Source organism: Kibdelosporangium persicum, from assembly GCF_013280595.1.
In the GTDB taxonomy this organism is placed as follows: Bacteria; Actinomycetota; Actinomycetes; order Mycobacteriales; family Pseudonocardiaceae; genus Kibdelosporangium; species Kibdelosporangium persicum.
On record NZ_JAAATY010000030.1, the window covers coordinates 107,995 to 125,227 of the forward strand.

Here is a 17,233-nt window from a genome sequence, read left to right on the forward strand (position 1 = left end):
CCTGCTCCGCGGCGGCGAGGCTGAATGTCTGGGACACCTGCTCTACCCCTCTAGTACTTCAGCAAGTTCGCGTCGTCCACCGAGGCGGTGCGACGGGTGCGGAAGATGGACATGATGATCGCCAGGCCGACCACGACCTCGGCGGCCGCCACGACCATCACGAAGAACGCCATCACCTGGCCGTCCAGCGAACCGTTGATCCTGGCGAAGGTCACCAGGGTCAGGTTCACCGCGTTGAGCATCAGCTCGACGCACATGAACACCACGATCGCGTTGCGCCGGACCAGCACGCCCACCGCGCCGATGGTGAACAGCAGCGCGGAGAGCAGCAGGTAGTAGGTGGGGGTCACTTGTCACCCTCCTTGGCAGCGGCAGGCTTCAACGCGTGGGCGTCGGGACCTGGGATCGCGCCCGCGACGGTCTCGATGTCCGTGGCGAGTTCCCGCGACGCGGTGGCCTCGATGATCGCGGACACCGACTCCGGCGCGATCGAACCGTCCGGCAGCAGGGCCGGGACGGCGACCGAGTTGGCCGTGGCGTACACACCCGGGCCGGGCAGCGGGCTCGGCCGGTCGTGCTCGCCGCGGAAGCGCGCGTCCGCGGTCTCCCGCTGGGTGCGGCGCTTCGACTTGTCGGTGTAGCCGAGCACCATCGCACCGAGCGCGGCCGTGATCAGCAGCGCCGAGGTGAGCTCGAACGGGAACAGGTAGTCGGTGAAGACCGACCGGCCGATGTTCGCGACGTTGGCGCCACCCGCGTTCTGCTCGGCCAGCCCGACCGGCCGGACCGAGGTCAGCGCCTCGGCGACGCCGGTGACCAGCAGGCCGGCCAGCCCGATGCCCAGGATCGCCGCCCAGACCCGTTGCCCGCGAAGGACTTCGACCACCGAGTCGGACGAGTCCCGGCCGACCAGCATCAGCACGAACAGGAACAGCATCATGATCGCGCCGGTGTAGACGATGATCTGCACGAAGCCGAGGAACGGCGCCTGCTGGACCATGTACATCACGCCGAGCGAGAGCATGGTCAGCACCAGGAACATCGCCGAGTGCACGGCGTTGCGGGCGAAGATCATGCCGAGTGCGCCGCCCAGCGCGAGCGGGGCCAGGATCCAGAACGAGATCGCCTCACCGGTGGAGACCTTGGCGACCTCGGCGCCTGCCTGGGCCAGCAGCATGGCGGAGTTGCTCATTTGGCTTCCTCCTGCGCCCGCTTCGCCAGCTCAGGACCGTTCACGTAGTAGTCCTGCTCCGTCTCGCCGAGACGCATCGGGTGCGGCGGGGCCTCCATGCCCGGCAGCAGCGGGGCGAGCAGGTCCTCCTTGGTGAAGATCAGCACCTGGCGGTTGTCGTTGGCCAGCTCGTACTCGTTGGTCATGGTGAGCGAGCGGGTCGGGCACGCCTCGATGCACAGGCCGCAGCCGATGCACCGCAGGTAGTTGATCTGGTAGTCCGCGCCGTAGCGCTCACCCGGGGAATAACGCTCCTCGTCGGTGTTGTTGCCACCTTCGACGAAGATCGCGTCCGCCGGGCAGGCCCACGCGCAGAGCTCACAGCCGACACACTTCTCCAGCCCGTCCGGGTGCCGGTTGAGCTGGTGCCGCCCGTGGTACCGAGGTGCGGTGACCTTCTTGACCTCGGGGTACTTCTCGGTGGCGACCTTCTTGAACATCATCCCGAAGGTGACGCCGAAACCCTTTACCGGATCAAGAAACCCCATCGTCGCCCTCCTTTGCCCCGGCCGCCACGGTCTGGCGACGGCCGGCGCGTGAGCGGGCCTGCTTGGTCCGCCTCGGTTTGCTCGGAATCTGCAGGTCGATCGGCGGCACCGGGTAGCCGCCGCCGGACAGCGGCACGCGGCCCGCCCTCGGCTCCCGGCGGTCCGGGATCATCATCACCAGTGCGATCAGCAAGAGGATGAAGAACCCGGCCGAGATCAGGATTCCCGTGGTGCTGAGCTGGTCGAACACGTTGATGACGGTCAGCGCGACGATGAACACCAGGCTGATCGGGACCAGGAACTTCCAGCCCAGCTTCATGAACTGGTCGTAGCGGTACCTCGGCAGCGTGCCGCGCAGCCAGATGAAGAAGAACAGCGCCAGCCCGATCTTGCCGATGAACCACAACATCGGCCACCAGCCGCTGTTGAAGTAGTTGTCGCCGATCAGCGAGATCGGCCACGGCGCCATGTAGCCGCCGAGGAACAGCGTCGTGCCCATCGCCGACACCACGATCATGTTGATGTACTCGGCGATGTAGAAGATCACGAACTTCATCGAGCTGTACTCGGTGTGGAAGCCCGCGACCAGTTCCGACTCCGCCTCCGGCAGGTCGAACGGGGCCCGGTTGGTCTCACCGACCATCGCGACGAGGTAGATGAAGAACGCCGGGAACAGCGCGATACCGAACCACAGGCCCTGCTGCGAGTCGACGATGTCGCCGAGCGACAGCGAGTGCGTCTGCAGGATGACCGCGACGATCGCCAGGCCCATCGCGATCTCGTACGAGATCACCTGCGCGGCCGACCGAAGACCACCGAGCAGCGGGTAGGGCGTGCCGGAGGACCAGCCCGCGAGCACGACGCCGTAGACACCGATCGACGCGGCCGCCAGCACCACGAGCACGCCGACCGGGAGGTCGACCAGCTGCAGCACGGTCCGCTCACCGAAGATCGAGACCTCCGGGCCGAACGGCATCACCGCCAGGCCGATCATGGTCGGCGACAGTGCCAGCACCGGAGCGAGCCGGTAGGTCACCTTGTCCGCCGTGCGCGGGACGATCTCTTCCTTGAACGGCATCTTGATCGCGTCGGCGATCGGCTGCAGCAGACCGAACGGGCCGACCCGGTTGGGACCAGGCCGGTTCTGCATCCGGCCGATCAGCCGCCGCTCGGCCCACACCGTGATCATCGCGGTGAGCAGCGCGAACAGGAAGATGCACAGCACCTTCAGCAGGATCAACCAGATCGGGTCGTCGGCCAGCAGCTCTGCCCTGCTCATGCCACATCCCCCCAGGTCATCAGTCGTGAGTGGTTATCAGGGTTAGAACACCGATAAACACTCACGAGGGTTTCGAGGGCGTTGGTCATTCGGTCCCTCCTGGGTGGACGTTCACGGGGCTGCCGTGCAGGGCGCCGAGCTCGCGGCGGACCCTGACGTCGCCGGAGTTCCCGGGCAGCCACACGACACCGTCGGGCAGGTCCGCGTACTCGAACGGCACGGTGACCGAACCACGGTCGGTGGAGACCCGCACGGTTTCCGCCTTGTCGACACCGAGGACTTCGGCCGTGTGCTCGGACAGGCGGGCCACCACGCGCCGGGCGGTCCCGGCCAGGTGCGGCTCCTCCTCCTGCAACGAACCGTTGTCCAGCAGCTGACGCCACGTGGCCAGCAGCGCCTGCCCGTCGCTCTGCGGCAGGCTCTGCTGGCGCGACTCGACGGTCGGCGCGGCGGCCCTGGCGGTGCTGGTCGTCCCCAGCCTGGCCAGGTCACCGGCGGCCGCGGTCGGCGTCTGGGTGAACAGGTCCGCGTCCATCTCGACGGCCAGCGTGTCCAGCACCCGGCAGTCCGGCAGCGCGCCGGTCCCGTCCAGCGTGGTGCCGAACTCGCGGCGGCGGCCTTCCCAGTTGAGGAAGGTCCCGGCCTTCTCGACCGACGGCGCGATCGGCAGGACCACGTCGGCGAACTCGGTGACCGCGCTGTGCCGCAGCTCCAGGCTGAGCACGAAGTCCGCGGTCCGCAACGCCTTCAGGGCCAGCTGCGGGTCCGGCAGGTCGTACGGGTCGACGCCGCCCACCACCAGCGCGCGAAGCTCGCCGTTCGCGGCGGCCTCGATGATGCCGTTGGTGTCACGGCCCGGAACGTCCGGCAACGAGCCCGGCTCCAGGCCCCACGCCTGCTCGACCTCGGCACGGGCCGCGGCGTCCGCGACCAGCCTGCCGCCGGGCAGCAACGTCGGCAGCGCACCGACCTCGACCGCACCACGCTCGCCGGCGCGCCGCGGAATCCACGCGATCCTGGCGCCGGTCTGCTCCGACAGCCGCAGCAGCGCGGAGAACAGTCCCGGGACCTGCGCGGCGCGCTCGCCGACCAGGATCACCGAACCCGGCTTGCCGAGCCCTTCGGTGACGTCCGGCGCGTGGCTGCTCAGGGCGTCCACCGCGGCGGCCTCGCCGCCGGGCGGCGTGGCCAGCAGCGTGCCGAAGGTCTTTTCGACCGCCGGGGACGTCCACTGTCCGATGTGGAAGACCTTGGTCCGGCCCTTGCGGGCGGCCTTGCGCAGCCGCAGGAAGACGATCGGCGCTTCCTCCTCCGGCTCGAAGGCCACGCACAGCACGGTCGGCGCGGCCTCGATGCCGGTGAAGGTGACCCCGGTCTCCGGGGTCGTACCGACCACAGTGGACGCCAGGAACTCCTGCTCCTCACGCGAGTGCGGCCGGGCGCGGAAGTCGATGTCGTTGGTGCCCAGGGCGACCCGGGCGAACTTCGAGTACGCGTAGGCGTCCTCAAGGGTCAGCCGGCCACCGGTCAGCACACCGGCCGAGCCGCGGGCCTTGGTCAGCGCCTCGGCCGCGACCTGAAGCGCCTCGGTCCACGAGGCCTGCTTGAGCTCACCGGTCGCCTTGTCCCGCACCATCGGCCGCAGCACTCGGTCGGCCGCACCGGTGTACCGGAACGCGAAGCGGCCCTTGTCGCAGATCCACTCCTCGTTGACCTCGGGGTCGTTGGCGGCGAGCTTGCGCATAACCTTGCCCCGCCGCCAGTCCGTGCGCTCGGCACAGCCGGAGGAGCAGTGCTCGCACACGCCCGGCGTGGACACCAAGTCGAACGGCCGCGACCGGAACCGGTACGCGGCACTGGTCAACGCACCGACCGGGCAGATCTGGATGGTGTTGCCGGAGAAGTACGACTGGAACGGCTTCTCCTCCGCGATACCGATCTGCTGCTGCGCACCGCGCTCCAGCAGTTCGATGAACGGGTCACCGGCGATCTGCGCGGAGAACCGCGTGCAGCGCTGGCACAGCACGCAGCGCTCGCGGTCCAGCAGCACCTGGGTGGAGATCGGGATCGGCTTGGCGAACGTCCGCTTGCGGTCCACGAACCGCGAGTCGGTCCGGCCGTGCGCCAGCGCCTGGTTCTGCAGCGGGCACTCACCGCCCTTGTCGCAGATCGGGCAGTCCAGCGGGTGGTTGATGAGCAGCAGCTCCATCACACCCTGCTGGGCCTTGTCCGCGACCGGCGAGGTGACCTGCGTCTTGACGACCATGCCGTCGGCGACGGTGATCGTGCAGGACGCCTGCGGCTTGGGCATCGGCCTGCCGCCCATCTCCACCTCGACCAGGCACTGCCGGCAGGCACCGGCCGGGTCGAGCAGCGGGTGGTCGCAGAACCGCGGGATCGTGATGCCCATCCGCTCGGCGGTGCGGATCAGCAGCTCGCCCTTGGGGGCCACCACCTCGATACCGTCGATGACGAGCTTGACGTGTCCCTCCGGGACGACAAGCTCGTTCTTCTCGGGTGCAACGGTCATCAGTTCGCTCCCGCCATGGCAGGCTTACGGTTCTTCTCGCGGTTCTTCTGGCAGAGCGCGAGGAACTCGTCCCTGAAGTACTTGATGCCGCTCTGGATCGGGCTGACCGCACCGTCCCCGAGCGCGCAGAAGGACCGGCCGAGCACGTTGTCGCAGACGTCGAGCAACGTGTCGATGTCCTCTTCGGTGCCGTTACCGTCGACCATCCGCTCGAGGATCTGCACCAGCCAGTACGTGCCCTCCCGGCAGGGAGTGCACTTGCCGCAGGACTCGTGCTTGTAGAACTGCGTCCACTTCATCACGGCCCACGGCACCGAGACCGTCTCGTTGAAGACCTGCACCGCGGTGGTGCCGAGCATCGAGCCCGCCTCGGCCGCGCCCTCGAAGTCCAGCGGCACGTCGAGGTGCTCGGCGGTGAACATCGGCGTGGACGAGCCACCCGGCGTCCAGAACTTCAGCGGGATGCCGTCCTTCATGCCGCCGGCCATCTCCAGCAGCTGGCGCAGCGTGGTGCCCAGCGGCGCCTCGTACTGGCCGGGCCGCTCGACGTGGCCGGAGATCGAGTAGATCTTCGGGCCGGGCGACTTCTCCGTGCCCATCCTGCGGAACCAGTCGGAGCCGCCGTTGATGATGTAGGGAACCGACGCGATCGTCTCGACGTTGTTCACTGTGGTGGGAGCGGCGTAGAGACCCGCCGCCGCCGGGAACGGCGGCTTCAGGCGAGGCTGGCCACGGCGGCCTTCGAGCGAGTCCAGCAGAGCCGTCTCCTCGCCGCAGATGTAGGCGCCCGCACCGGCGTGCACCGTGATCTCCAGGTCGTAGCCGGAGCCGAGGATGTTCTCACCGAGGTACCCGGCGGCCTTCGCCTCCTTGACCGCCGCGTTGAGCCGGCGGATGCAGTGCAGGACCTCACCGCGCACGTAGATGAAGCAGTGGTGCGAACGCATCGCGTAGGAGGCGATGACACACCCTTCGATCAGCGAGTGCGGGTCCGCCATCATCAGCGGGATGTCCTTGCACGTGCCCGGCTCGCCCTCGTCGGCGTTGATCACCAGGTAGTGCGGCTTGTCCTCGTTGGGCGGCATGAAGGACCACTTCAGGCCGGACGGGAAGCCCGCGCCGCCCCGGCCGCGCAGGCCGGAGTCCTTGACCACCTGGACGATCTGCTCGGGCGTCGCGGTCAACGCCTTGCGCAGCGCGGTGTAGCCCTCCAGCTGCTCGTAGGTCTGGATGGACCAGGAGCGGGGAGACAGCCAGCGCTTGGTGAGTACCGGCGTCACCGGGTCGACTGTGCTCATTTCTTCTCCAGGTCGGGGAACGCCACGTTCGCCGGCATCGCCGGCGCGGTCCAGCCGCGGTCCTGGGCCAGCTGCGCGCCCGCGAGCGTCTCCGCCGCCTGCGACGGACCCTCCACATCGGACTCGCGGTCGAAGAAGCCGGCCAGCTGCAGCGACGCGTCCTTGAAGTCGGTCAGCGGGGCGCCCCGGGTCGGCGCGGGCTTCTCGCCGCGCCGCAGGGCGTCCACCAGCTCGACCGCCTTCTCCGGCGTCTGGTTGTCGTAGAACTCGTAGTTCACCTGGAGCACCGGCCCGAGGTCACAGGCCGCCAGGCACTCGGCGTGCTCGATCGTGATCGACCCCGGCTCGCCCGGCGTGCCCGCGGTTTCCTCGTGCCCCAACGGTTTGCCCGGCTCACCGAGGTGCTCGCGCAGCGTCTGGTAGATCTCGTCGCCGCCGAGCGCCGCGCACAGGGTGTTCGTGCACACGCTGACCAGGTGCTCGCCGCAGGGCTTGCGCTTGTACATCGTGTAGAACGTCGCCACCGCGCTGACCTCGGCCGGCGCGAGCTCCAGTTCCCTTGCGCAGAACTGGATCCCGGCCTGGCTGACGTAGCCCTGCACCGACTGCACCAGGTGCAGCATCGGCAGCAGCGCCGAGCGGGACTGCGGGTAGCGGGCGATGATCGCCCGCGCCTTGTCCACGATCCCGTCGAAGACGCTGAGGTCCTCACGGATCTCGGTGATCAGCGGCGTGGTCTCCGCCCGGCTGAGGACCGACGCGTCCATCGCGGTGGTGGAATCGTCGTGCCCCGCCTGGTAGGTCTCACCCCCGGTGACGGAGGAGCCGCCGTAGGTCTGCCCTGGCCCGGAAGTCGTCATCGGTCCACACCGCCCATGACTGGATCGATCGAAGCGACCGCGGCGATCAGGTCCGCGATCAGCCCGCCCTCAGCCATGGCGGGCATTGCCTGCAGGTTCACGAAGCTTGGTTCACGGGCGTGCACACGCAACGGCCTCGTGCCGCCGTCGGACACCAGGTGGTAGCCCAGCTCACCGCGCGGCGACTCGATCGGCAGGTACACCTGACCCGCCGGGACCTGGAAGCCCTCGGTCACCAGCTTGAAGTGGTGGATCAGCGACTCCATCGACTGACCCATGATCTTGCGGACGTGCTCGAGCGAGTTGCCCATGCCGTCCGGGCCGATCGTCAGCTGCGCGGGCCACGCGATCTTCTTGTCCTCGACCATGACCGGGCCCGGCTCGAGCAGCTTCATCGTCTGCTTGATGATCTTGATCGACTGGGTCATCTCCTCCATGCGGATGAGATAACGAGCCCAGCAGTCCGCGTCGGTCGAGGTCGGGACCTCGAAGTCGACCTCGTCGTACGCCAGGTACGGCTCGACCTTGCGCAGGTCCCAGGCCAGACCGGCGGACCGCAGCACCGGGCCGGTGATGCCCAGCGCCAGGCAGCCGTCCAGGGACAGGTAGCCGACGTCCTTCAAGCGGTTGCGCCAGACCGGCTGTCCGGTGAACAGCTTGTGGTACATGACGATGCGCTCTTCCATCGTCTTGACGAACTTGGTCAGGTAGTCCTTCCAGTCCTCCGGAAGGTCCTGAGCCACCCCGCCCGGCCGGATGAACGCGTGGTTCATCCGCAGACCGGTGATGTACTCCAGCGTGTGCAGCAGCACCTCGCGCTCACGGAAGCCGAGCGCGGCCGCGGTGGTGGAGCCGAGCTCCATGCCGCCGGTGGCCAGGTAGACGAAGTGCGACGAGATCCGGTTGATCTCCAGCAGCAGCTGACGGATCAGCTGCGCGCGGCGCGGCGCCTCGATGCCCAGCAGCTTCTCGACACCCATGCAGTACGCGGCCTCGTGCGACAGCGGCGCGAGGTAGTCGGTACGCGTGATGAAGGTGACGCCCTGCGTCCAGGTCCGGTACTCGCAGTTCTTCTCGATCCCGGTGTGCAGGTAACCGATCACCGAACGGGCCTGGGTGACGGTCTCGCCCTCGATCTCGATCACCAGGCGCAGCACGCCGTGCGTCGACGGGTGCTGCGGACCGAGGTTGATCACCATGCGCTCGTCGTGCGTGGCGTCCTCGAGCACCTGGTCCCAGTCGCCACCGGTCAGCGTGTAGACCGGACCCTCGGTGGTCTTCCTCGGTTCGGCCGCGTACGGGTCGCCGCTCGGGGCGGTCTCGTTCGTCGCAGTGCCGGTCTTCATGTTCTCGGTCGTCACGAGTAAGACCTCCGCTGGTCGGGCGGTGGGATCTCCGCGCCCTTGTACTCAACCGGGATGCCGCCGAGCGGGTAGTCCTTGCGCTGCGGGTGGCCGTCCCAGTCGTCCGGCATGAGAATCCGGGTCAGCGCCGGGTGCCCGTCGTAGACGATCCCGTACATGTCCCAGGTCTCGCGCTCCTGCCAGTCCGCCGTCGGGTAGACCTCGACGACGCTGGGGATGTGCGCGTCGTCGACGTCGACCGCGACCTCAAGCCGGATGCGGCGCCGGAACGTCATCGATGTCAGGTGGTACACCGAGTGCAGCCGCTGCGGCACGTCCACCCCGTAGTCCACACCGGACACCGAGCTGCACAGCTCGAACCGCAGTGCGGGCTCGTCCCGCAGGGTCTGGCAGATCTTCAGCAGGTGCTCGCGCGCGACGTAGTACGTGATCTCGCCGCGGTCGACGGTGACCTGAAGGACCGCCTCGGCCGGGATGCCGCGGCGGGAGAAGGCCGCCATCATCTCGTCGGTGACCTCGTCGAACCAGCCGCCGTACGGCCGTTCCGCCGGAGGCGGGCTGTACGCGGGCAGGTGCAGACCACCGAAGCCCGAGGTGTCACCGGAGTCGCTGACACCGAACATGCCCTTACGGGTCCGGCCCGCGACCACACCGGGCTTCGGGGCCGTGTCGCGGGCCTCGATGCCCTGGCCCTCGGCCGGCCGGTCGGTGCTCGAGTGCTCGTCGCCTGGGGTAGTCACCGCTCAGCCCTTCTTCTTGGCGTAGCGCTCGGATGACGGGATCAGCTCCGCCGGCTGGAAGCCCTGTTCGGCCAGCTTCGCGGCCCGGCGGGCACCCAGCGGCTCCTCGGAGATCCGCTGGTGCAGCTTGAGGATCGCGTCGAGCAGCATCTCCGGGCGTGGCGGGCAGCCCGGCAGGTAGATGTCGACGGGCACGATGTGGTCGACACCCTGGACGACGGCGTAGTTGTTGAACATGCCGCCCGACGAGGCGCAGACACCCATCGCGATGACCCACTTGGGCTCGGGCATCTGGTCGTAGATCTGGCGCAGCACCGGGGCCATCTTGTTGGTGACCCGGCCGGCCACGATCATCAGGTCGGCCTGCCTCGGGCTGGCGCTGAAGCGCTCCATGCCGAACCGGGCGTAGTCGTAGCGGGCACCGCCGACCGTCATCATCTCGATCGCGCAGCAGGCAAGACCGAACGTGGCGGGCCAGACGGAGTTCTTCCGCGCCCAGTTCACCAGCTTTTCCAAGCCGGCCAGCATGACCCCGTTGGGAAGGAGCTTCTCTTCGATTCCCATGCTTGCCCCTCTAGTTCCAGTCCAGTCCGCCGCGGCGCCAGACGTACGCGTAGGCGAACCCGACGGTCGCGATGAACAGGACGATCTCCACCAGGCCGAACACGCCCAGAGCGTCCGCGGACACCGCGAACGGGTAGAGGAAGACCATCTCGATGTCGAACAGGATGAACAGCATCGCGGTGAGGTAGTACGCGACCGGGACACGGCCACCGCCGACCACCGGTTGCGGTGACGGCTCGATTCCGCACTCGTAAGCCTCGAGCTTCGCGCGGTTGTACCGCTTCGGCCCGACCAACGCGCCCAGCGTCGCCGAGACTCCCGCGAAGATCGCTCCCAGTGCCAGCAGGAACACCAACGGGAGGTACGAGCCGAGGTCTGAACCACTGCTCTGCGCCATCACGCTCACGTCGCCGACCATTGACAACGCCGTCCTTTCCCCGCGCCTCGTTCGCCCTCGTCGGCACCCTAAGGGGTGTTCCTCACACCCCTCGTGGTTAGGCACGCCTAACCAGACTTGCCTTTCCCCAGCCCTTTCAGGCCTCGACCAGCACGAACGGTTGTCGCCGAGCTTGTGAAAGTCTTCACAAGCTGTCCCACGATGGTGTGAAACCATTCACAAGACGTGACGGGAGTCTAAGACTTGGCTCACAGAAGGGAACCCCCAGGGCCACGAAGCGTCCCTGTGAATCCCGTCATGCCACCCAGCGAGGGCCGTCCGCCACCGCGCCCATGCACGCCAGTGAGCGAAGCGAACAGGCGTGAGTAGGGCGCGAACCACCGTCGCGCGTGTCTGCCGCTCCGGCATGGTGGGTTGAACCCGCGAGCGGCGCACGGCGAAAACCAGCCGGGCTGGTAGCGAGTCGAGCAGTTCGACGCACCGTGCCGGTGGGGCGGACACGCGGTAATCCGATTCGCCCAGCCAAGCTGGAACAGACAGCAGAAGACCGACCCGTGAACATCGCGGGCCTCTTTGGCGCGTGCTGCTCTAGCGCAGGGCGGGGGCGATCTTGCTGGCCACCGAGATCATCCGGTCCACCACGTCGCCGTCCTTCGGGTCGAAGCAGCCCGAGAGGCCTTTGTGGATCAGTGGGATCAGGGAGTTCACGCGCAGGCCGTACTTCGTCGCGGCCCGCATGATCTTCGGCTTGCCGATGATCTTGGCGAAGAGGTTGCCCAGCCGGTAGTAGCCGCCGTAGAGCTCGCGCATCGCGACCGGGTAGGCCCGCAGGGCCCGTTCTCGTGACGGGCCTTCCGCCCTGGCCAGCGCCTGCACCACGATCTCGGCCGCGATCTTGGCGGACTCCATCGCGGACTGGATGCCTTCACCGTTGAACGGGCTCACCATGCCGCCCGCGTCGCCCAGCAACAGCATCCCGTCGCGGTAGTGCGGGGTGCGGTTGAAGCCCATCGGCAGACCGGCGCCGCCGACCTTGCCGATCGCGTTCTCCTCACGGAAACCCCATTCCTCCGGCGTTCCGTCGAGCCACTGGCGCAACAAGGCCCGGTAGTCCGTGCTGCGGAAGGAGGACGAGGTCGACAGCATGCCCAGGCCGACGTTGACCGTGCCGTCGCCGAGCGGGAAGACCCAGCCGTAGCCGGGCAGCAGTTTCGGGTTCGCCGGGTCGCTGCGGTCCCACAGTTCGAGGTGGCCCTCGATGAAGTCGTCCTTGGACCGCGGCGAGGAGTAGTAGCGACGGACCGCCACGCCCATCGGACGGTTCTCGTGCTTGTCGATCCCGACCGACAACGCCAGCCGGGCGGACACGCCGTCGCACGCCAGCACCAGCGGCGCCGAGTACGTGACCTCGGTCCTGTCCGGGCCGATCTTGGCGCGCACACCGGTCACCCGGCCGGTGCGGTCCTGCACCGCGCCGGTCACCGTCGTGTTCTGTTGCAGACGGGCGCCGTCGCGTTCGGCGACCTTGGCCAGCAACTCGTCGAAGTCCTGCCTGGTGCGCGAGACGCCGTAGGGCGGCATTGAGGACAGCTCCGGCCACGGCAGGTGCAGCTGCAGGTCACCGGTGATGATCCGCAGCGCGTTGTTGTGCACCCAGCCGGCTTCCTCGCTGGTGTCGATGCCCAGGTCGATCAGCTGCTTCACGCCGCGCGGGGTCAGCCCGTCGCCGCACACCTTCTCGCGCGGGAACTGCGATTTCTCCAGCAGCAGCACATCCACACCGGCGCGGGCGAGGTACGCCGCCGCGGTCGATCCGGCTGGGCCCGCGCCGACGACGATCACTTCGGCGTCGTCACCCGGGCGTCGTCGCGTACCCACAGCGGCTCCCTTGTGAATGGTTTCACGATCTCCCCTTGCCGCAATTCTAGCTACGCCGGGGACGTGACCTGGGACACGATGGCGTGCACGACCCTCGCCGGACCCCGCCCCGGCGCCGCCGCCCCGGCGGGAACTGGACGAAATCACTGCTTTCCTTGCCAGACGGTCACGACGCGGATACAACCGGTTGCCCAGGGACAACCGGAGGGAAATCCACATGCGCTTACTCAGGCTGACACTGCCTGTGCTGGTCGTGGCCGCCTTGGCCACCCCGGCACACGCGGCCCAACCACAGACCGGTCCGCCGCAGGCACCATCGGGGTGGTCGGTCAGCGGAACGCAACTCGTGTGGCGATCGGCCGAACCCGTGCCGGTCGGCGACGCCGCGATCGAGTTCTGGTCGGGCGACCACCTGCTGGGCCGCCCGCGCCCGTCCGCCGACCACCGCACTTTCACACTCACCGCGCCGACCGTCGTCAACCCGCATGACCTGTCGGTCCGCGCGGCGGGCAGGCGGCTGGACGTGGCGGAACAGCCGCAGCCGATGAAGTCGCCGCTGCCGCCCGCTCCGCCGGCGTTCCCGGCAGGCACGGTCGATCCAGGCACGCCCGGGCCGTTCGGGACGACGCGTGGCGAGTACACAGTGGACTCGATCACGTTACCGGACTACCCGCGGGCCATCGAGATGCAGGCGGTGGTGGTGGCGCCGACGAACGCGCCGGGAAAGCGGCCGCTGGCACTTTTCCTGCACGGCAGGCACAGCACCTGCTACGACCCCACGAACGAGGACCAGATCCTGCTGGACTGGCCGTGCCCCGCGGGCACCAAGCCGGTTCCCAGCCACCGCGGTTACCTACAGGCCCAGCAACTGCTCGCCTCACAGGGCTATGTGACCGTGTCGATCTCGGCCAACGGGATCAACGCCCAGGACGGGGACACCGTCGACCAAGGCGCACAAGGCCGTTCTTCCTTGGTACGCCAGCACTTGACGCGGTGGGCGGACTGGGCCGGGGCAGGCCGTGACTCCGCGCCGGACATCGTGCGGGCCGCCCCGATCACCGACATGTCGAACGTGTTCCTGATGGGACACTCGCGAGGTGGCGAAGGCGTGAACCGTGCCGCGATGGACAGCATCAGCCCGCCGCCCGGCGACAAGCTGCCCGCGCGCTGGACGGTCCGCGGCACGTTGCTGATCGGTCCGACGATCTTCGGGCACAACCCGGCACCGGACGTGCCGTCGGCGACCATCCTGCCGGGGTGCGACGGCGATGTCAGTGACCTGCAAGGTCAGATGTTCATCGACGCCACCCGTGGTGTCAGCCGGGGTGCCGCGTTACACAGCGCGCTGTACTTCGTCGGCGCCAACCACAACTTCTTCAACACCGAGTGGACGCCGGGACAGTCGGAAGCGCCGTCCTGGGACGACTTCGGTGCTCCCGGAGACGCGGTGTGCTCGCCTGGCGCGCCGACGCGGCTGACCGCGACCCAGCAACAGACCGCAGGAGCCACGTACATCGCCGCTGCCGCAAGGCTTTTCGTCGGCGGCGACCAGCGAGTCCTGCCGTTGCTCGACGGCACCGGGGTTCGCGCGCCTTCGGCAGACCCGGCACGTGTGGTCACCCACGCCGTGGGCGGCGCCCGGACCTCGTTCGTCGTGCCGGAGTCGTCGACCAAGGTCAGCGGCGACGGGCGGCTCTGCCGGCAGACCGCACGGGACGCGGACGCCTGCGCCGAGCCACTCGACAACTCACGGTTCGCGCACTTCGTCCGGCTCTGGGGCGTCGACGACCCCGACCGGTTCTCGGTCGCGCTGTCGGGGACGGCTGAGGTCCGTCCGGCGAACGCGGTGTCTTTGGCCGGATCGCGCAACCTGGCCGTGCGCCTGGTCGTCCCGCCGAACACGACCGGCGCCAAGGTCGACATCGCCATCACCGACACCCAGGGCCGCAAGGCGGACCTCGGTTCGGCCACCCTCGACGGACTGCCGGCCACGCAGTACCGGACAGCGTTCGTGGCGCAGGAGGTCCGGGTTCCGCTGCCGTGGCACGGCATTGACCTGCATCAGGTCGCGTCGCTCGAGATCCGGAGCAGCGGACAGGCATGGCTGATGGACGCGTACGGCTGGAACAACGGCCTGCCCGACCCGCGTCCGGTCCCGTTGTCCCGTGTCGACGTGGGCATGTTGTCGGTGCAGGAAGGCGATTCCGGCACCAAGACCTACCAGGTCCCGGTCAAGCTCACCGGCAACAGCCCAGGCACGGCACGGCTCTTCATCCCCCAGGCGGCGGGCGGCTACTCGACTCGCGTGATCACGGTCCAGCCAGGTCAGCACACCGTCGAGATCCCGTTCGACGTCGTCGGCAACACCCGGTGGAGCTGGGGATCGAGTCGCCAGATGTTCGCCAAGGCCCTCACCGGCGTCGTCGCGGGCGGTTACATCGGCGGGCTCACGATCGTCGAAGACGATCCCGAACCCGTCCTCACCGTCACACCGGCCACCGTCACCGAGGGCGGCGAGCTGAAGTGGACGATGACCGCGTCCGCCGTGGCGGACTCGCCGATCATCCGGTCCGGCGAGCTGATCAAGGCTCAGGACCCGGAACTGTCGACGACCGACGTGGACCCGAAGTGGCTGAAGGACCGCACCGGTCAGGACCCGCTGCCCGCGCGGCCGCTCTCCCAGGTCGGGGTGTGGCTGTCGGCCCAGATCCAGCCGGGGTCGCTGACCGCCGAGCTGAGCATCCCCACGGTGACCGACACGGAGGCCGAACCCGCGGAGCACGTGCGGGCAGTGCTCTCGTCCTATCCGCCTGGTGGCGCCGACGTCGAGATCGCCGGCTCGGTCACCGACTGATCAGCTCTTCCTGGCGCGGTGCAGCGCCACGACACCGAAGGTGAGGTTCATCCACTCCACCTCACCCCAGCCGGCCTTGGCGACGATCTCGGCAAGGCCGCGCTGGGAGTGCCAGTCCTTGATCGACTCGCCCAGGTAGCGGTACGCCTCCGGGTTGGAGGACACCACCTTCGCGATCGTCGGCGCGACCCGCTTCATGCCCCAGTAGAAGACCTTCCGGAACGGCTTGAACCGCGGCTGGGAGAACTCACAGACCAGCAGCCGCCCGCCCGGCTTGACCACGCGCCGCATCTCGCGCAGCGCGGCCTCCGTGTCGAAGAAGTTCCGGATCCCGAACACGACGGTCACCGCGTCGAAGGAGTCGTCGGCGAACGGCAGCCGCATCGCGTCGGCAGCGACCTTGGGCACGTCCCGCGACGCCCCGCTGCTGAGCATGCCCACGGAGAAGTCGGCGGCGACGCACCACGCACCACCCCGCGCGAACGCGGCCGTCGACACGCCCGTCCCGGCGGCGAGGTCGAGAATCCGCTCGCCCGGCTGGGCGTCGAGGACCCTCCTGGTCATCTCGCGCCAACGCCGGTCGTAGCCCAATGTCAGGACTGAGTTCGTCCGGTCGTATCCACGCGCGACGCCGTCGAACATCTCGGCGACCTCGCGCGGCTTCTTGTCCAGGCTGGCACGCGACATGACCGAACTCTAGGCGAGAACGAAGGTGCGCATGATGCCACCTGAGCACCCTCTAAGCCATCATCGACACGAAAGTGTGAACCACCTGGTGGGGCCATAGCCATGCCGCTGAAGTGAACGCATGAGCGAAACACTGTTACGGTCAGGGATGTCTTTCGTGCCATAACACCGGAGTGGTGAGAGGCGATGCAGTGACGTGGCCACCACGGCGGACCAGCCGCAGTCCTCACTGTCCCCGGTCGAGCAACGACTGATCGAGCACATCACGTGTGGCGACGTACTCGACCTGGCCGGTGACCAACCGGTCGACGAGGCAGCCATGCGGTCGTGGGACGACACACGCACGATCTCCGCCAGCGTCATCCGCGACATCCTGCGCGGCCGACACGTCACAGACCCCGACCCCCACGGGTTGCGACTGCGCGGCGCCCGAATCGACGGCCGGCTGGATCTGGAGAACATCACCAGCGGCATGTGGCTCGAACTCGTCGACTGCTTTCTTGAGCTGGGCGTCAATGCTCGCAACGCTGACCTCAAGGGCCTTGTGTTGAGCGGGTGCCGACTCAGCCACCCCACCGAACCACCGCTCGATGGCGACCGCCTGACCACGAGCGCAGTCTTCCTGAACCGCACGGTCATCGACGCACACGCTGCTGGAGGTGCGGTCCGGCTGCTCGGCGCGCACCTCGGCGAACAGCTCGATTGTTCAGGTGCACGGCTGGTCAACGACTCCGGCCCCGCCCTGGACGCCGACAGTCTCCAGGTCGGCCACGGCATGTTTCTCAACAACGGGTTCCAGGCCATCGCATCGAGTGACCTGGCCGCGGTACGACTGCTCAGCGCACACATCGCCGTGTTGGACTGCGACACTGCACGGTTGGTCAACGACTCCGGCCCCGCCCTGCACGCCGACAACCTCCGGGTCGACCACGGCATGTATCTCCGCGGCGGATTCCAGGCCACCGGGTCGAGCGAATTGGGTGCGGTACGACTGATCGGCGCGCACCTCGGCGGACAACTCGATTGTTCAGGTGCACGGCTGGTCAACGACTCCGGCCCCGCC

Annotated in this window: 14 protein-coding genes and 1 pseudogene; 2 read left to right on the plus strand and 13 right to left on the minus strand. The window is 68.2% G+C overall.

The features are described from left to right. Window positions 1-50: 50 nt before the first annotated feature. The 12 genes from nuoK to GC106_RS37255 form a co-directional block, all read right to left on the minus strand. Window positions 51-350 carry an NADH-quinone oxidoreductase subunit NuoK gene (nuoK, locus tag GC106_RS37200; protein ID WP_042182552.1) on the minus strand — a complete coding sequence of 100 codons (300 nt, stop codon included), beginning with the start codon at window positions 348-350 and terminating at the stop codon, window positions 51-53. Then, window positions 347-1,192 (minus strand): NADH-quinone oxidoreductase subunit J, encoded by an 846-nt coding sequence (locus GC106_RS37205; RefSeq protein ID WP_246367699.1) that lies wholly within the window; start codon window positions 1,190-1,192, stop codon window positions 347-349. Before GC106_RS37205 ends, nuoK begins: the two co-directional genes overlap by 4 nt. Beyond that, complete coding sequence (nuoI, locus tag GC106_RS37210; protein WP_173140292.1) at window positions 1,189-1,719, minus strand: NADH-quinone oxidoreductase subunit NuoI; 531 nt, start codon at window positions 1,717-1,719, stop codon at window positions 1,189-1,191. Before nuoI ends, GC106_RS37205 begins: the two co-directional genes overlap by 4 nt. Continuing rightward, window positions 1,706-2,998, minus strand: coding sequence for an NADH-quinone oxidoreductase subunit NuoH (gene nuoH, locus GC106_RS37215; protein ID WP_173140294.1), 1,293 nt, complete (start codon window positions 2,996-2,998; stop codon window positions 1,706-1,708). The genes nuoI and nuoH overlap by 14 nt, the downstream gene beginning before the upstream one ends. Before the next feature lie 85 nt (window positions 2,999-3,083). Continuing rightward, entirely contained in the window at window positions 3,084-5,528 is a 2,445-nt protein-coding gene (locus tag GC106_RS37220) for an NADH-quinone oxidoreductase subunit G (RefSeq protein ID WP_173140296.1), read from the minus strand. After that, the gene (gene nuoF / locus GC106_RS37225; RefSeq protein WP_173140298.1) at window positions 5,528-6,826 is read right to left on the minus strand and encodes an NADH-quinone oxidoreductase subunit NuoF; all 1,299 of its coding nucleotides are present in this window, start codon (window positions 6,824-6,826) and stop codon (window positions 5,528-5,530) included. Before nuoF ends, GC106_RS37220 begins: the two co-directional genes overlap by 1 nt. Next, window positions 6,823-7,686: an NADH-quinone oxidoreductase subunit NuoE gene (gene nuoE, locus GC106_RS37230; protein ID WP_376777805.1), complete on the minus strand. Its 864-nt coding sequence runs from the start codon at window positions 7,684-7,686 to the stop codon at window positions 6,823-6,825. Before nuoE ends, nuoF begins: the two co-directional genes overlap by 4 nt. Beyond that, on the minus strand, window positions 7,683-9,032 hold the full coding sequence (locus GC106_RS37235) for an NADH-quinone oxidoreductase subunit D (RefSeq protein WP_173140340.1): 1,350 nt from the start codon (window positions 9,030-9,032) through the stop codon (window positions 7,683-7,685). The genes nuoE and GC106_RS37235 overlap by 4 nt, the downstream gene beginning before the upstream one ends. Window positions 9,033-9,043: 11 nt before the next feature. Further along, a complete protein-coding gene (locus tag GC106_RS37240) occupies window positions 9,044-9,790 on the minus strand; it encodes an NADH-quinone oxidoreductase subunit C (protein ID WP_173140300.1) in 747 nt (248 codons plus the stop codon). 3 nt (window positions 9,791-9,793) lie between these two features. Next, window positions 9,794-10,354 (minus strand): NuoB/complex I 20 kDa subunit family protein, encoded by a 561-nt coding sequence (locus GC106_RS37245; protein ID WP_173140302.1) that lies wholly within the window; start codon window positions 10,352-10,354, stop codon window positions 9,794-9,796. 10 nt (window positions 10,355-10,364) lie between these two features. Next, window positions 10,365-10,772, minus strand: a complete 408-nt coding sequence (locus GC106_RS37250; protein ID WP_173140304.1) for an NADH-quinone oxidoreductase subunit A — start codon at window positions 10,770-10,772, stop codon at window positions 10,365-10,367. Between the two features lie 567 nt (window positions 10,773-11,339). Further along, window positions 11,340-12,629, minus strand: a complete 1,290-nt coding sequence (locus GC106_RS37255) for a geranylgeranyl reductase family protein (protein WP_173140306.1) — start codon at window positions 12,627-12,629, stop codon at window positions 11,340-11,342. A 217-nt stretch (window positions 12,630-12,846) separates the two neighbouring features. Here GC106_RS37255 and GC106_RS37260 point away from each other — a divergent pair, with 217 nt between their 5' ends. After that, window positions 12,847-15,483, plus strand: a complete 2,637-nt coding sequence (locus tag GC106_RS37260; RefSeq protein WP_173140308.1) for an alpha/beta hydrolase family protein — start codon at window positions 12,847-12,849, stop codon at window positions 15,481-15,483. On the opposite strand, the gene GC106_RS37265 is transcribed toward GC106_RS37260, so the two are convergent. Further along, window positions 15,484-16,170: a demethylmenaquinone methyltransferase gene (locus tag GC106_RS37265; protein ID WP_173140310.1), complete on the minus strand. Its 687-nt coding sequence runs from the start codon at window positions 16,168-16,170 to the stop codon at window positions 15,484-15,486. It lies immediately after the preceding gene. A 196-nt stretch (window positions 16,171-16,366) separates the two neighbouring features. Between GC106_RS37265 and GC106_RS37270 the strand changes: the two are divergent. Then, window positions 16,367-17,233 (plus strand): annotated as a pseudogene (locus GC106_RS37270) (hypothetical protein); the annotation flags it as partial.